The 14,389-nt window shown below is 67.8% G+C and carries 12 protein-coding genes; 10 read left to right on the forward strand and 2 right to left on the reverse strand.

Features of this window, described 5'->3' with window-relative positions:
* The first annotated feature begins 21 nt into the window (after positions 1-21).
* The 8 genes from EER30_RS34025 (at position 22) to EER30_RS34060 (ending at position 10,170) form a co-directional block, all read left to right on the forward strand.
* Positions 22-930: a carbohydrate ABC transporter permease gene (locus EER30_RS34025; RefSeq protein ID WP_240670464.1), complete on the forward strand. Its 909-nt coding sequence runs from the start codon at positions 22-24 to the stop codon at positions 928-930.
* Positions 930-1,844 carry a carbohydrate ABC transporter permease gene (locus tag EER30_RS34030; RefSeq protein ID WP_127504775.1) on the forward strand — a complete coding sequence of 305 codons (915 nt, stop codon included), beginning with the start codon at positions 930-932 and terminating at the stop codon, positions 1,842-1,844. Before EER30_RS34025 ends, EER30_RS34030 begins: the two co-directional genes overlap by 1 nt.
* Positions 1,844-2,911 carry an ABC transporter ATP-binding protein gene (locus EER30_RS34035; protein ID WP_127504776.1) on the forward strand — a complete coding sequence of 356 codons (1,068 nt, stop codon included), beginning with the start codon at positions 1,844-1,846 and terminating at the stop codon, positions 2,909-2,911. The genes EER30_RS34030 and EER30_RS34035 overlap by 1 nt, the downstream gene beginning before the upstream one ends.
* On the forward strand, positions 2,911-3,987 hold the full coding sequence (locus EER30_RS34040; RefSeq protein ID WP_127504777.1) for an ABC transporter ATP-binding protein: 1,077 nt from the start codon (positions 2,911-2,913) through the stop codon (positions 3,985-3,987). The genes EER30_RS34035 and EER30_RS34040 overlap by 1 nt, the downstream gene beginning before the upstream one ends.
* 3 nt (positions 3,988-3,990) lie before the next feature.
* Entirely contained in the window at positions 3,991-5,475 is a 1,485-nt protein-coding gene (locus EER30_RS34045; protein ID WP_127504778.1) for an NAD-dependent succinate-semialdehyde dehydrogenase, read from the forward strand.
* Positions 5,468-6,694, forward strand: a complete 1,227-nt coding sequence (locus tag EER30_RS34050) for an iron-containing alcohol dehydrogenase (protein ID WP_127504779.1) — start codon at positions 5,468-5,470, stop codon at positions 6,692-6,694. The genes EER30_RS34045 and EER30_RS34050 overlap by 8 nt, the downstream gene beginning before the upstream one ends.
* Positions 6,695-6,818: 124 nt before the next feature.
* Positions 6,819-8,363 carry a nucleotidyl transferase AbiEii/AbiGii toxin family protein gene (locus tag EER30_RS34055; RefSeq protein WP_240670465.1) on the forward strand — a complete coding sequence of 515 codons (1,545 nt, stop codon included), beginning with the start codon at positions 6,819-6,821 and terminating at the stop codon, positions 8,361-8,363.
* Positions 8,364-8,658: 295 nt separating this feature from the next.
* Positions 8,659-10,170, forward strand: coding sequence for a hypothetical protein (locus EER30_RS34060; protein WP_127504780.1), 1,512 nt, complete (start codon positions 8,659-8,661; stop codon positions 10,168-10,170).
* 157 nt (positions 10,171-10,327) lie between these two features.
* On the opposite strand, the gene EER30_RS34065 is transcribed toward EER30_RS34060, so the two are convergent.
* Positions 10,328-10,720, reverse strand: coding sequence for a DUF3099 domain-containing protein (locus tag EER30_RS34065; RefSeq protein WP_127504781.1), 393 nt, complete (start codon positions 10,718-10,720; stop codon positions 10,328-10,330).
* Between the two features lie 282 nt (positions 10,721-11,002).
* Between EER30_RS34065 and EER30_RS34070 the strand changes: the two genes are divergently transcribed.
* Positions 11,003-11,344, forward strand: a complete 342-nt coding sequence (locus EER30_RS34070; protein ID WP_127504782.1) for a hypothetical protein — start codon at positions 11,003-11,005, stop codon at positions 11,342-11,344.
* 81 nt (positions 11,345-11,425) lie between these two features.
* On the forward strand, positions 11,426-13,021 hold the full coding sequence (qcrB, locus tag EER30_RS34075) for a cytochrome bc1 complex cytochrome b subunit (protein WP_127504783.1): 1,596 nt from the start codon (positions 11,426-11,428) through the stop codon (positions 13,019-13,021).
* A gap of 303 nt (positions 13,022-13,324) precedes the next feature.
* On the opposite strand, the gene EER30_RS34080 is transcribed toward qcrB, so the two are convergent.
* On the reverse strand, positions 13,325-14,161 hold the full coding sequence (locus EER30_RS34080) for an alpha/beta hydrolase (RefSeq protein ID WP_127504784.1): 837 nt from the start codon (positions 14,159-14,161) through the stop codon (positions 13,325-13,327).
* Between the last annotated feature and the right edge of the window lie 228 nt (positions 14,162-14,389).

A 14,389-nucleotide genomic window follows, 5' to 3' on the forward strand; every position in this document is an offset into this window, starting at 1 on the left:
ACGACCGATCGTCCCGGGCAGGTGGCGTCGACGACGCCGCCGGCCCGGGGCCGGTCCCGCTGGTTGAGCGACCGCCGGCTCGCCGTGGCCTTCATCGCGCCGGCGCTGCTGCTGTTGCTCGCCATGTCGGTGTTCCCGTTGCTGTGGGCGTTGTACCTGTCCTTCACCGACTACTCGGCCACTCGCGGCGGGGCGGCCAACTGGGTCTGGTTCGGAAACTACACCGCGATCTTGACCTCGGCGCAGGTGCACCTGCGGGCCTTGACGACTTTGATCTACGTGGTCGGCGCGGTCGGTCTGCAGACCGTTCTCGGCTTCACCATCGCCTACCTGATCTCGCGGCGCACGCACGGGCGAGGACTGCTGACCACCCTGTTCCTGGTTCCGATGATGTTGTCGCCGGTCGTAGTCGGGCTGTTCTGGCGGTTCATGCTCGACGCGCAGTTCGGCGTGGTCAACAGCATGCTCGGCTCGCTCGGCCTGGGGCAGGTGGAGTGGCTCACCAAGCAGCGGACGGCGTTGCTCTCCCTGATCGTGGTCGACACCTGGCAATGGACCCCGTTCATCATGCTCATCGCCCTGGCCGGCCTCACCGCGGTGCCCAAGTATCTGTACGAGGCCGCCTCGATCGACCGGGCATCCGAGTGGTTCCGGTTCCGCACCATCACTCTCCCGCTGGTGTGGCCGCTGCTGCTCATCGCCGTGTTGTTCCGGGCCATCGAGGCCTTCCGGCTGTTCGACCTCGTCTACATCCTGACCAGCGGAGGCCCGGGGGTCTCGACCGAGACGTTGTCGTTCCACGTCTACAAGGTCGCGTTCCTGGGCTTCAACACCGGGACCGCCTCGGCGTACGGGATTCTCATGGTCCTCATCGTGATCGTTCTGACGCAGCTCTACCTGCGTTACCTGAACAAGCTCAAGGAGGACTGATGGCCGTCTCCGTCAACGAGGCTGTGTCCGCCGGTCCTGTCCCCGATCACGCGCCCCCCGCGCGCCGCCGTGGCTTCCGGGGCCGCTCGGTGCTGGAGGTCGCGCTGCTGACCGCGCTGGCCGTCGTGATGCTGTTCCCGGTGCTGTGGATGATCGAGACGTCCATCAAGGAGAACCGCGACGTCTACGCCGTACCGGCGAAGTTCTTCGATTTCAAGGTCACGCTTGACCATTACCGGGACGTGTTCGTCTCCTCCGGCGGCGGCGGTCGCTCGACCCTGTCCGTCGCGTTCCTCAACTCCGTCCTCGTCGCCGGCGTCTCCACGGTGCTGGCCACCTTGCTGGGGGTCCCGGCCGCCTGGGCCTACTCACGCTTCTCCGTGAAGGCCAAGAAGGATCAACTGTTCTTCATCCTGTCCACGCGCTTCATGCCGCCCGTGGTGGTCGTGATCCCGATCTTCCTCATGTACCGCCAGGTCGGGCTCATCGACCACCCGCTCGGCCTGATCCTCATCTACACCGCGTTCAACGTCCCGTTCACGATCTGGATGATGAAGGGGTTCGTCGACGAGGTGCCCGCGGAGTACGAGGACGCCGCCATGCTCGATGGCTACACCCGTTTGCAAGCGTTTCGGAAATTCACCCTCCCCCTGCTTGTGCCCGGCATCGCCGCGACGGCGGTCTTCGCACTCATCTTCTCGTGGAACGAGTTCGTGTTCGCCATCTTCCTCACCTCCAGCGACAACGTGCGGACGGCCCCACCGGCCATCGCCGGCCTCATCGGCGGCACCACTGTGGACTGGGGGCTCGTGGCCGCTTCCTCCGTGGTGTTCGCCCTACCGGTGCTCATCTTCGCCTACCTGGTGCGCAAGCACCTCGTCGCCGGTGTGACGCTCGGGGCGGTGCGACGCTGATGGCCGGCATCGAGGTGACCGCCCTGCACAAGCGCTACCCGGACGGGACCGTCGCGGTTGAGCACGTGGACCTGTCCATCGCCGACGGCGAGCTGTTCGTGATGCTCGGCCCTTCGGGGTGCGGCAAGACGACCACGCTGCGGGCCATAGCCGGCCTGGAGAGGCAGACGACGGGCGACATCCGCATCGGGCCCACGCTGGTCAACGACCTGCCGCCGGCCGAGCGCGACATCGCCATGGTGTTCCAGTTCTACGCCCTCTACCCGCATCTGAGGACCCGCGACAATCTGGCGTTCCCCCTGCGGGCCGAGGGACTGCCCAAGGCCGAGGTGCGTGATCGGGTCGAGGAGGCCGCCCGGCTGATGCGGCTCGAACCGCTCCTGAACCGGCGACCGCGCCAGCTGTCCGGCGGAGAGCAGCAGCGCGTCGCGCTCGCCCGCGCCCTGGTGCGACGACCGCGCGCCTTCCTCATGGATGAACCCCTCACCAATCTGGACGCCGAGCTGAGGGCGGACATGCGTACGGAGATCAAACACCTGCAGGGACAGCTGGGGACCACGATGGTCTACGTCACCCACGACCAGGTCGAGGCGATGTCCCTCGGTCACCGGATCGCCATCCTCAACAAGGGCCGCGTCGAGCAGATCGGTACGCCGCTGGAGGTCTACAACCGTCCGGCGAGCCTTTTCTGCGCCGCGTTCATCGGCTCCCCGCCGATGAACCTGATCGAGGTGGAGGTAGCCGACGGGGAGCTGCGCGGTCAGGGTGGACTGGCCCTCACGCCACCGCCGGGCCTGCCGCGCGACCGTCGCCTGGTCGCCGGCGTCCGGCCGGAGGCGCTGGAGGTCGCCGAACCGGGGGCGGAACGGTCGGTGCCGGCCCGCGTGGTCTCGGCGGAATGGCTGGGCGACGAAGTCATCTACGTGGTCGACCACGGCGGCCAGCGCGACGTACGGGTTCGGATGCCGTCGACCGTCCGTTTCGACGCTGACGCGAAGGTCGGGCTGCGGCACACGGGCGTCGCCCCCGCGGTCTACGACGTGAGCACGGAAGAGCTGGTGGCCTGATGGGAACCGTGACAGCACAGGGGCTGCGCAAGTCCTTCGGCAAGGTCCAGGCCCTGGACGGCGTGACGCTCGACGTGCCGGACGGCTCGTTCTTCGTCGTGCTCGGACCCTCCGGGGCAGGTAAGACGACGACCCTGCGAGCGATCGCCGGCCTGGAGAAGCTCGACGCCGGGTCGGTGCATCTGGACGGCCGGGACGCGACCGACGACACCCCGGCCGAACGCGACCTGGCCATGGTCTTCCAGAGCTACGCCCTCTACCCGCGACGCACGGCGTACGAGAACATCGCTTCACCGCTGCGGGCACGCCACCGTCCTTCGAGCGAGATCGCCGAGGCCGTCGAGCGGGTTTCGAACCTGCTGCACATCGAACGTCTGCTGCAGCGTCGTCCCGCGCAGTTGTCGGGCGGTGAGATGCAACGTGTCGCCCTGGCCCGGGCGCTGGTCCGCAGCCCGCGCGCCTTCCTCATGGACGAGCCGCTGACGAACCTCGACCTCAAGCTCCGGGTCGAGATGCGTACGGAGCTCACCCGCATTCACCGCAGCCTGGGGGCAACCTTCGTCTATGTCACCAATGACCAGGTCGAGGCCCTTTCCATGGCCGACCAGGTCGCGGTCCTCAAGGAGGGGAAGGTGCAACAGGTCGGTACGCCGACGGAGGTGTACGAACGTCCGGCCAACCAGTGGGTCGCGGGATTCGTCGGCAGCCCGCCGATCAGCCTGCTCGCCTGCCACGCCGAGGGAGATCGTCTGGTCGGCACGGAAGGCTGGACGCTGCCTCGGCCCCGCTGGACCACGGCCGAGGACGGTCGTCCGCTGATGCTGGGCCTGCGCGCGGAGGACCTGTCCGTCGAGCAGCGTGGGGACGCGTCGTTGTCCGGTGAGTTGTACGGGCTCGAGCCGCTCGGTGACCGTACGGTGGTCGACGTCCGCGTGGGAACCAAGATCCTCAAGGTGAAGGCCCGGCCCACCGTCGCCGGGACGCCGGGTGAGCGGCTGCACGTCACCGTCGACCTGGACCGTGCCCATCTGTTCGACGCGGGCACCGGGCTGTCGCTGTCCGAGGCGGGAAGGTAATCCATGACTGATCCAATGAACGTCCTGGCCCCCGAACACCGCCGGCTCCGGATTGGCGACGCCTGGCGCGACGCCGCCGGCGGAGCCACCTTTCCCGTAGAGGACCCGGCCACCGGCAAGACCATCGCCGAGGTGGCGGACGCCGGCGTTGCCGACGGGCTCGCCGCTCTGGACGAGGCCAGCAACGCCATGTCGACGTGGGCGGCGACCCCGCCGCGGAAACGGTCGGAGCTGTTGACCGCGACGTACCGGGCCCTGACCGAGCGGTCCGAGGAGGTCGCCCGGCTGATAACGCTCGAGATGGGCAAGCCGCTCGCTGAGGCGCGGGCCGAGGTGGCCTACGGCGCCGAGTTCTTCCGGTGGTTCGCCGAAGAGGCGGTGCGCGTCGAGGGGCGCTACAACACCGCACCCGCGGGCGGATATCGCATCCTCACCGTGCCGAAGCCGGTCGGACCCTGCGTCTTCGTGACGCCCTGGAACTTCCCGTTGGCCATGGGCGCCCGCAAGATCGCTCCCGCGCTGGCGGCGGGGTGCACGACGATCACCAAGCCGGCCGGCCAGACGCCACTGACCATGCTGTTGCTGGCCCGCATCATGGAGGAGGTCGGCGTTCCCCCGGGCGTCGTCAATGTGGTGACCACCAAGCGTTCCGGCGAGCTGGTCTCGGCGCTGCTGGCCGACAGCCGGACCCGCAAACTCTCGTTCACCGGGTCGACCGAGGTCGGGCGCGTTCTGCTGCGGCAGGCCGCGGACAACGTCCTGCGTACGTCCATGGAGCTGGGCGGCAACGCGGCCCTGATCGTGTGTGCCGACGCCGACCTGGACGTCGCGGTCGACGGGGCCATGGTCGCCAAGATGCGTAACATCGGGGAGTCCTGCATCGCGGCCAACCGGATCTACGTCGAGGAGCCGGTACGCGAGGAGTTCACGGCACGCTTCGCCGAACGGATGGGCGCACTCGCGGTGGGCCACGGTCTCGACGACGGCATCGACGTCGGGGCGTTGATCGACGAGGCCGCGGTCACCACGATCGACGGGCTCGTCGCCGACGCGGTCGATCGCGGCGCCCGGGTCCTGGTGGGCGGCGAACGTCCGGCCGGGCCGGGCCACTTCTACCCACCCACGGTCGTCGTCGACGTGCCCGGCGACGCGCGGATGCTGAAGGAGGAGATCTTCGGCCCGGTGGCGCCGATCGTCTCGTTCACCTCCGACGACGAAGTGATAGCCAAGGCCAACGACACCGAGTACGGCCTGGTCGCGTACGTCTTCACCCGTGACCTGGAGCGAGCGTTCCGGTTCGCCGAGGGGCTGGAGACCGGGATGCTCGGCGTCAACCGCGGCCTGATCTCGGACCCGTCGGCCCCGTTCGGAGGCGTGAAGCAGTCCGGGATCGGCAAGGAGGGGTCGCACGAGGGCATCCTCGAATACCTCGACCTCACCTACGCCGCGATCGACCTGCCGGTTTCAAGGAGGAACCCCCATGCTTGAGACCGTCCGTGGACCACGTCAGCTGATAGTGGGCGAAGGGGTCGCGCAGAACATCCCACGGGTGGTGGCCGAGCTCGGCTCGCGCGTCCTCATCGTGACCGACCGCGTTCTCCTGGCCCAGCCGGGCGTGGCCGGCATCGTGGATGCCGTACGAGACAAGGTCGAGGCCGTCGAGGTGTTCTCCGACGCGACCCCGGACGTGCCCCTCACCGACGTCGCCCTGGCCGTCTCGGCCGCGGCCGAGGTGGACGCCGACGTGATCCTGGCCATCGGTGGCGGCACGGTGATCGACCTCGCCAAGATCGTCGGCGTCATCCGGCGCCACGGCGGGACGCCGCGCGACTTCTACGGCGAGTCGAAAGTGCCGGGGCCGACGATCCCGCTCGTCGCGGTCCCGACGACGTCAGGCACCGGCTCCGAACTCACCCCCGTCTCGGTGCTGACCGACCCGGACCGTGAACTGAAGGTGGGCGTCTCCAGCGTCCACATCGTGCCCGACTTCGCCATCATCGACCCCGAACTCACCTACTCCTGCCCGGCGACCGTCACCGCCCACTCCGGCATCGACGCGTTCTGCCACGCGGTGGAGAGTTACACCGCGCGACCCCGGCCCCACGGACCGCGCGACCCGGTGGAGCAGGTCTTCCTCGGCCGCAACCCGATCACCGACCACTATGCGCTTCGGGCCGCGGAACGGATCGCCCGTAGCCTGCGCCGTGCCGTCAAAGACGGCGGCGACACGCAAGCACGCGCGGACATGTCCTACGGATCCATGCTGGCCGGGCTCGCCTTCTCCCACGCGGGCAACGGGGCCCCGCACGCCCTCCAATACCCGATCGGCGCGGCCACGCACACGCCGCACGGCCTGGGCGTCGGGCTGCTGCTGCCCTACGCGCTGGACGCGGCCAAAGATGCCATCGGCGACCGGCTGGCCACCCTCGCCCGGGTGTGCGGGCTCGACGTCAGCGACGCCTCGGACGCCGAAGCCGCGGACACGTTCCTCACCTGGCTCGACGGTCTGCTGGCCGACATCGGCATCCCGCCCACCCTGGCCGACATCGGCGTGGCCCGCGCCGACCTCCCCCGCTTCGCCGAGATGGCCGGCGGCGTCACCCGCCTGATCCAGAACCACCCGGGCCCGACCGACACCGCCGGCCTGACCGCGATCCTCGAAGCGGCCTGGAGCGGCGACCGGACCCGGCCCGTCCTGACTCCCTGACCGACCGTCACCGACCGTCACCGGCCGCCTCCGCGTTCAGCGCTCGGCGCGGGGAGCGGAAGGGTCAGGCTCAGAGACCGGTGAATGACTACAACGTCGATGGCTGTCGGGTTAGCCTCGCTCGGTGATCAACGGCGCCTTCGAGACCCACATAACCGTCGCGGCCGGGGAGGCGGAGGGGCTGTCGGTGTTCGCCGCCGAGCACGGCCTCAAATTCCTCCACATCCTGCTGGACCGAGGTGACACGCATTCACAGCCGATGATCACCCTGCGCGGCTCCGGTGCGTTCGATCAGCAGCAGGCCGAGGCACGTGACTGGTGCGAGCGGCTGCAGGCGGTGGGGATCCGCCCGGTCCGTGTCAAGATCGAAGCGACGCCGTGGTCGACCGGGGTTCCGCAGACCGACCGGGACGCCGCCGACGAGCCCGATGACCGTTACTTCGAGCACCACATCAGGGTGCGTCTGCCGTCCGAACACGTTTCCGACCTGTTGGCCGTCACCGACGTCGCCGAGCGGCACGGCGCTCGACTGTCTCGCAACGCCCGCCGGCGGGGATCCGACGGCGGCCACGAGCGTTTCGTCAACCAGCGTTGCCGACTCGTCGGCCGAACCACCGCGACTGAGCGCCTCGATGCTCTGGTCGCCGACCTGCGGACGGCCGGGCACAAGATCGAATCCGTCGAGCAGGAGTATGTGGTGCACGACAGCCACCTCGGCCTCGACCGCGGCTGGCTGACCCCCGTCCTAGCTCACTACCAGGACCGGTACGAGAACCGGAAGCGCGCCGCCCCGGCCGGGCCGGACTTCCCGCCCACCTACCGCCCACTCCCGGGCGGCTGGGAGGTCGAGCAGCGCGCCGCCTTCGACCCGGCGCTCAAACAGCATCAGAACGCGTACACGGCCGGTGAACCGCTCTTCACCGACCCGCGCCTCGGACAACGCTGGCGCGACGCCCGTCGCGAGGCGATGCGCCACCTGCTCACCGTGCTCGCCGCGACCCGCTGGGCGAATTATCTGGTTCTTCGCGGCAGCGCCACGATGGGAGCATGGGTGGGCCACTCGGCCCGAGAGCCCGGCGACCTGGACTTCGTGATCACCCCGCCGACGATCACCAGCGGCAGCGCGGACGCGGACGAGTTGTTCGCGGGGATCACCGCCGCCCTGGAAGCCACTCCCGGGGCCGGACTACAGCCGGACCAGGCCACACAGTCGGCGATCTGGACCTACGAACGTGCCGACGGCCGCCGCATCGTCATCCCGTTCAGCACTCCCGGACTACCTGACGGGACCGTCCAGATCGACATCGTCTTCGGCGAGAACCTGCCCACGGCGCCCGAGCCCCTCACGGTCCTCGGGGTACCGGTCGTCGCCGCCACCGCCGGCCTTTCGCTGGCCTGGAAACTGCAGTGGCTGGCCACCGACATGTACCCCCAGGGCAAGGACCTGTACGACGCCGTCCTGCTGGCCGAGTACACCACGGTCGATCTCGCGTTGGTCCGTGATCTGATGCGCCCGGAGTTGGGAGACGAGGCCGACCAGTTCACCGCCGTCACCGTGCTCAGCTGGACCTACGTCGACTGGCAAAACTTCACCGACGCGTACCCCACCGTCGACGGCACCGTGACCGACTGGCTGCACCGCCTCGCCCTCGCCCTCGACCAGACCTGACCGGTTCGATCAGGAATCGATTGACGAGGCCACGGCGGGCAAGCGAATCGACAGCGAAGCTGACCCTGCCATCGGCCAGGCGGTGGGCAGGGTGCGAAGGTTTCGGCAGGACCGGGCGTTTCAGCGGTGAGGACGGGCTCGGGCAGCCATGGGCCGGGGCAGGTCTCGTGATCGCCGTTGAATGACCGTCACGTATTGACGACATTCGAATACCCGCCTACGTTTGGCGGGGTATTCGCACATTTCGTCCCCCTCTGGCCGACGCGTGCGCCTATCGATCGGAGGGCCAATCAGGATGACTCGACCGAGAGCCGCGTTTGCGGGTGTCGGCGTGGTGGCGTTGCTGGCTACCGCCTCTATCGCTCCGGGAACCGCCGCGCAGGCATATGGACCGGGCGCCCAGGGGTGCGTCGACCACAGCGTGGCATTGTCGGTCGAGGAGAGCCGGCTCACTTTTACCCTGCCTGAGAACAGCGATCCGGCCCTGCTGCAGAGCAAGCCGTTCGCGCGGCAGATGATCGAGGGCGCCGGCTTCCAGGACTTCACCCCGGCCCTCGTCGCGCACCTCTGCGGCGCCCGCTCACTGAAGGCCGCCGAGAAGGTCATCGCCCGCGACGCCGAGCGGCTGTGGGACATGGCGGTCGACCGGGCGCAGCAGCACGGACAGGTGCGGGGCACCCTCCCGCACAGCGACGACCGGCCGCTCTACTGGACCAGGGTGGAGGCGATGGCCGCCGTTCGCCAGTGGACCCCGACATTCCCGCTCCTCTCCGGCCAGCGCCTCCAGCTGATCGAGACGTTCGACCGTACGGCGCGCGGCATGGCGGACATCAACCTACCGGCGGGTTCCGGTGTCAAACGCGTCATCGTGAGCGGTTTCGACCCGTACACGCTGGATGGCGGTCAGGTCGGTACCGCACCCGGCGCGGCGGGCAACAACGTCCGGCACGGCAACCCGTCCGGGGCCACAGCGCTGTCGCTGGACGGCACGCGATACCGCACAACGGACGGCAAGACCGCCTACATCGAGGCGTACACACTTCCGGTGAGCTATCCCGAGTTCCGGCGCGGATATCTGGAGGACACCGTCGGGCCGTACATGATGCCCGGCCCGCGGCAGGTGGACGCGTCGATCACGGTCAGCCAGGCCGTGGGTTCCGAATTCTGGCTGGAGCAGTGGAACGCGCGCTACCACGGCGTCTCCGCCGGGAACGACCGCTTCCGGCCCTGTCCGCTCGTCAGCGCCGTTCCGCAGCTCGCGGTGAACAATCCCGAGTGCAACACCATGGTGGTCGACCGTTGGGGCGGACCATCGACGTTCGATCTGCGCGATGCGCCGCAGTGGACCAGCGCGACCCTGCCGGTGGCGTCGATGATCGCCGCACGGACCGGTGCCGACGTGCCTCGGCCGCCGGGTGACGAGTGGCCCGACGAGTCGGTCGCCTTCGGGGTCATCTGGCACACCAACTACACCGAGTTCCCGGACTGCACCTCGACCGCACGGGTGACGCGCAACAGCCCTCCGCCGGTGGAATATCCGCCGGCGAATCCGCCGATCCCGCCGGACGCCCAGTCCTGCTCCTACAGCGGTGGCGGCGGGAACTATCTGTCCAACGAGAGCGCCTACCGCAACACGCTTCTGCGCGACCGTATGGGCTTGTCGATCTCGGCCGGTCATATCCACACCCCGGACATGCAACGCTTCGAGACCGCGTACGGCCCGAGCGACCCGACGTTCGACGCCTGGCGCCTCGCGATCGCCCAGCAGGCCCGCAACCTCATTCAGGTCGTCAGCGACGAGGCCTGAAAGGACGGATGACCTGGCGCACGCCGGAGTGGGTAGCCGTGCGATACAGCACTCTGTACGGCCCGGACACCTGGTACACACGTGGCGGCTCGGTTACCCCTCGGTGACATGGTCTTCGTCTCGCGCTTTCGCGGTCAGAGAAGGCCGCGTACGGGCGCTAAGAGTGCTGGCCTTCGCGGTGTCGCTCGCGCACCACCTCGGAATCCACGATCAGGTGTTTCATGCCGTCGAGGGGGTGCTGCTCGATCGCGGCTTGCTGCTTCGGCCGGTGAGCGAGTTCGGAGGCGGCACGTTCGGTTTTCGACCGGGCCGGCCGATCGTTGGCGACGAGGACAGCGAACCAAGGCAGCAACACCATGCCCGTGACACACAGCACCAGCCAGGGCCACAGCGGGGCCGGACGTAGGCTGACCACTGTGGCGCCCAGCACGAGAAAGCCTACGCGCACACCCATCATCACCATGTAACGGATGTGCCGGCTGCGGACCAGCTCTTCCTGACTTCGGGCCGCGTCCGTGACGAGAACGGCGCCCTTCGGCTGTCTCTTCACGATGCGATTCTCCGATACATCATCATCATGCGATCTCCTTGCCGTGTTCCTCTCGCGCTGCGACCTAGGCAATTCGTTCAGTGCCGAACCAGCCGACGCAAACCTCCACATCAATGACGACGCGACACCCGGATATGTGACATGCGGTTCGGTCTTGTGGTGGCCGGACCTGCGGAGGACCCGGATCACATCCGGTCACATGACGCAGTCCTGGACCGTCAGTATGAAATGAGGGTTCGATCCGCGAGTACGCGACGGTGGCTGCGAGCCGGGATAGTGTTGTTGATCGTTTCGGAGCTGGTCGTCGGCGTCTGGCAGTACATGTTCGATGTCGCCGGTCTCGGTCTGGGGTTCGCCGTGGCCCTGCTGTTCGCCGCGGTCACTCTGGATAATCGGATAGTAGGGGGTTCCCTGGTTTCCTTTGCTGTGTACGCAGCCGTCCACTTCGTCTACCAGGTGTTGCATTTCACCGACTCGGCGGCAGATCGCATGGGCGGTGTCCTCATTCTTGAGTTCTTGTTGGCCGTTGGTCTGCTTCCTTTGTCACACCGACTGAAGCAACGAGAAACGAGGGCTCCGGCGCGCCCGTCAGCCGCTGCTCCCGGGGCCTTCGATCGTCGCTGAGCAGCTCGGACGCTGTGTGACGTACCTCGCCTCCGCCGTTCCCAGATGTCACATCCGAGCCGCCTGCGGCGTCATGACCATATGGCGAAGAAGAGTGAAGAGCGCCGGCCGAACCTCGTTGCAGCGGTGGCGGCCGGAGCCGACGAGAGATACCAGGTCGCGACCCCACTCCGGTCGCTGATGAACAGGGTGTTCCCGAACCACTGGTCATTCCTGCTGGGCCAGATCGCGATTTGCTCATTCGTGATCTTGCTGATCACCGGCGTGTTCCTGACGATCTTCTTCGAACCGTCGATGCAACCGGTCACCTACGACGGATCGTATGTTGCGCTGCGCGGCACAGAGGTTTCGCGGGCCTACGACAGCGTTCTTGATATTTCGTTCGAGGTGCGTGGTGGGTTGTTCGTCCGGCAGATGCACCACTGGGCGGCTCTTCTGTTCATGGCCGCGCTGATCCTGCAGTTGGCTTTCAGATTCTTCACCGGGGCCTTCCGCAAACCGCGGGAGGCCATCTGGGTCATCGGGGTTGTCCTGTTCGTGCTCGCGTTCCTCGAGGGGTGGAGCGGCTACGCCCTGCCCGACGACCAGCTCTCCGGCACCGGCCTGCGCATCGCGGACGCCATCATGCTCTCGATTCCGGTGGTCGGCACATGGATCTCGGCGTCGCTGTTCGGTGGTGAATACCCTGGGACTGTCATCATCGAGCGCCTCAATGTCCTTCATTCGTTCGTGCTGCCCGGACTCGTGCTGGCTGTCATCGCCGTGTCCGCCCTGCTCTCCCTCAGACAGCGGCCGGCGCAGTTCCCCGGTCCCCTGCGGACAGAGGAGAACGTGGTCGGTGAGCGGCTGTTCCCCCGGCATCTGATGAAAAGCGGCGGTCTGTTCTTCATCGTGTTCGGCGTGCTGGCGCTGATCTCAGGAGTGCTGCAGATCGGCCCGGTCTGGTTGTTCGGTCCGTCATCCGGCAGTGACGCGGCCGCGTCGAGTCAGCCTGACTGGTACGCGATGTTCCTCGACGGCCTGGTTCGCATCTTCCCGCCGTGGCAGATCACCATCCCGATCGGCGACGGATACTCGATTCCGCCGGTGTTCTGGCCCGGTGTGGTGATCTTCGGCGGAATGCTGACGGTAACGGCTCTGTATCCGTACATCGAACGGCGCCTGCGCCGGGACGACTCGTGGCACAACCTGCTCGAACGGCCACGGGACGCGCCGCAGCGCACTGGCCTGGGCGCGATGGCATTGACCTTCTACGCCGTCGCCCTGGTTTCCGGAGCCAACGACATCATCGCCGACAAGTTCCACATCAGCATCGCCGCGATGGTCTGGGGCGGACGCGTCGCCTTGGTGCTCGGCCCGGCGCTGGCCTACTTCATCACCGTGCGGATCTGCCTCGGCCTGCAACAGCACGACCGTGAGGTGCTCGCGCACGGCATCGAGAGCGGCATCATCCGACGGCGTCCGGACGGCGGTTTCGTCGAGGTGCATCAACCGCTGTCGAAAGAGCCTTTGCCGTACTCGGGCTGGGCAGTTCCCAAGAAGATGAACCGCGTCGGAGCGCTCGCCCCGGCGGTCAGAGGCTTCTTCTTCCCCGCTGAAAAGCCGCCCCACGACGGAGAGCTTTCGCCGGCCAGTGGGGAGGAGCGCGAGAACGAGCGAAAAGATGTGACAACGTAGAGACTCAGCACGTTCCGCTGCCGCTCCGCCGGCCCTCGAACTCGGGGCCGACGTCGGCATCCCCGCCCCAACCCGGGGCGACGAACGGTAGCGGGAGAGTGCGTTGTCGTCACCGTTGTCCCAGTGCCTCGGCACCCAGCTGTCGAACTCGGATTTTCCGGCCGGCGCCACTGCGGTACCGGGATGTCGGCGTGCCGATACATCGTCGGCGGGTCGGATTGCGCCGACCTTACAAATCGGTCAGCCGGGTTTTCATGGGACCCGGTGGGACTTCCGAAGCAGGTGCGCCAGGGCGGGGCAGAGTCAGGCGACGCGGGCGGCCAGCTCGCCGATCGCGTCGATGAGCTGGGCGCCGTGCAGAAGGGACGCGTCGTTGTGGTCGGCCCCTTGGACCGGCACAACCTGAGCGGGTCCAGCAGCCTTGCCGGCCACAGCGAGACTCTGCTCAGGCGGCACGATGGAGTCGGCCGTGCCGTACACAACGAGCGTGGGTGTCTCGACCCGCGCGATCACCTCGGTCACCGGGAAGCGGTCGCGTGCCAGCAGCCGCACCGGCAGGAACGGATAGTGCTCGCGGCCCGCCGCGGGGAGATCGGTGAACGGCGACCGCAGGATCAGGCCGGCGGGCGGGTGTTTCGCCGCCAGCGCGGTCACTACTGCCGCGCCGAGGCTCTCGCCGAAGTACAGCAGCCGCTCGGCCGGTATGCCGGCCTCCCCGACGAGGAACATGCGCGCCGCTTCAACGTCGCGGGCGAGTCCTTCCTCGCTCGGCCGGCCAGGGTTGCCCCCGTAGCCGCGGTAGTCGACGAGCAGCGCCGTCAGGCCTCGGCCGGCCAGGGCGGTAGCGAGTGGCGCGCGAGTCAGCCTGTTGCCGGCGTTGCCCGGCGCGACCAACACCGCCAAGTGGCGGTCGGCCGTCCCCGGTGGCGGCTCGACCAGCCATGCGGTCAGGCAAAGCCCGTCAGCGGTGCGCAGGGTGACATCGCGCGCCCCGGGAATCACCCGGGCTGCCGCCGGCGGCGGTGACCGGTCCGGGAAGTAGATGAGCCGCCGTTGCAGCAGCCAGGCCGCCGCGATGAGCAACGCCCACAGGACGAATATCGCGAGCACACCGCGCACGAAAGCCGACACCTTGGGCATCGTCTCATTGTCAGCCTGCCGTGACACCCGCCTCTCCTGGACGACCGAGCCACCGCGCGCCCTCTGAATACCTGCGCACCCACGCCGACCTGGAAGGGAACGTCAGGATTTGATCCAGTCGAGGATGTCGGCGTCCAGCTTTTCCTGGTAGTCGCCCTGGATGCCGTGCGGCGCACCCTCGTAGATCTTCAGCGTGCCGTCCTTGACCAGCTTGATCGACTTCAAGGC

The sequence above is a fragment of the Actinoplanes solisilvae genome (genome assembly GCF_003999975.1).
GTDB lineage: Bacteria > Actinomycetota > Actinomycetes > Mycobacteriales > Micromonosporaceae > Actinoplanes > Actinoplanes solisilvae.

Coding starts and splice junctions, on each gene's coding strand:
- EER30_RS34080 (WP_127504784.1), bottom strand. CDS start 14,161: ATGCCCAAGGTGTCGGCTTTCGTGCGCGGTGTGCTCGCGATATTCGTC.
- EER30_RS34035 (WP_127504776.1), top strand. CDS start 1,844: ATGGCCGGCATCGAGGTGACCGCCCTGCACAAGCGCTACCCGGACGGG.
- EER30_RS34060 (WP_127504780.1), top strand. CDS start 8,659: ATGACTCGACCGAGAGCCGCGTTTGCGGGTGTCGGCGTGGTGGCGTTG.
- EER30_RS34045 (WP_127504778.1), top strand. CDS start 3,991: ATGACTGATCCAATGAACGTCCTGGCCCCCGAACACCGCCGGCTCCGG.
- EER30_RS34030 (WP_127504775.1), top strand. CDS start 930: ATGGCCGTCTCCGTCAACGAGGCTGTGTCCGCCGGTCCTGTCCCCGAT.
- qcrB (WP_127504783.1), top strand. CDS start 11,426: ATGGCGAAGAAGAGTGAAGAGCGCCGGCCGAACCTCGTTGCAGCGGTG.
- EER30_RS34050 (WP_127504779.1), top strand. CDS start 5,468: ATGCTTGAGACCGTCCGTGGACCACGTCAGCTGATAGTGGGCGAAGGG.
- EER30_RS34040 (WP_127504777.1), top strand. CDS start 2,911: ATGGGAACCGTGACAGCACAGGGGCTGCGCAAGTCCTTCGGCAAGGTC.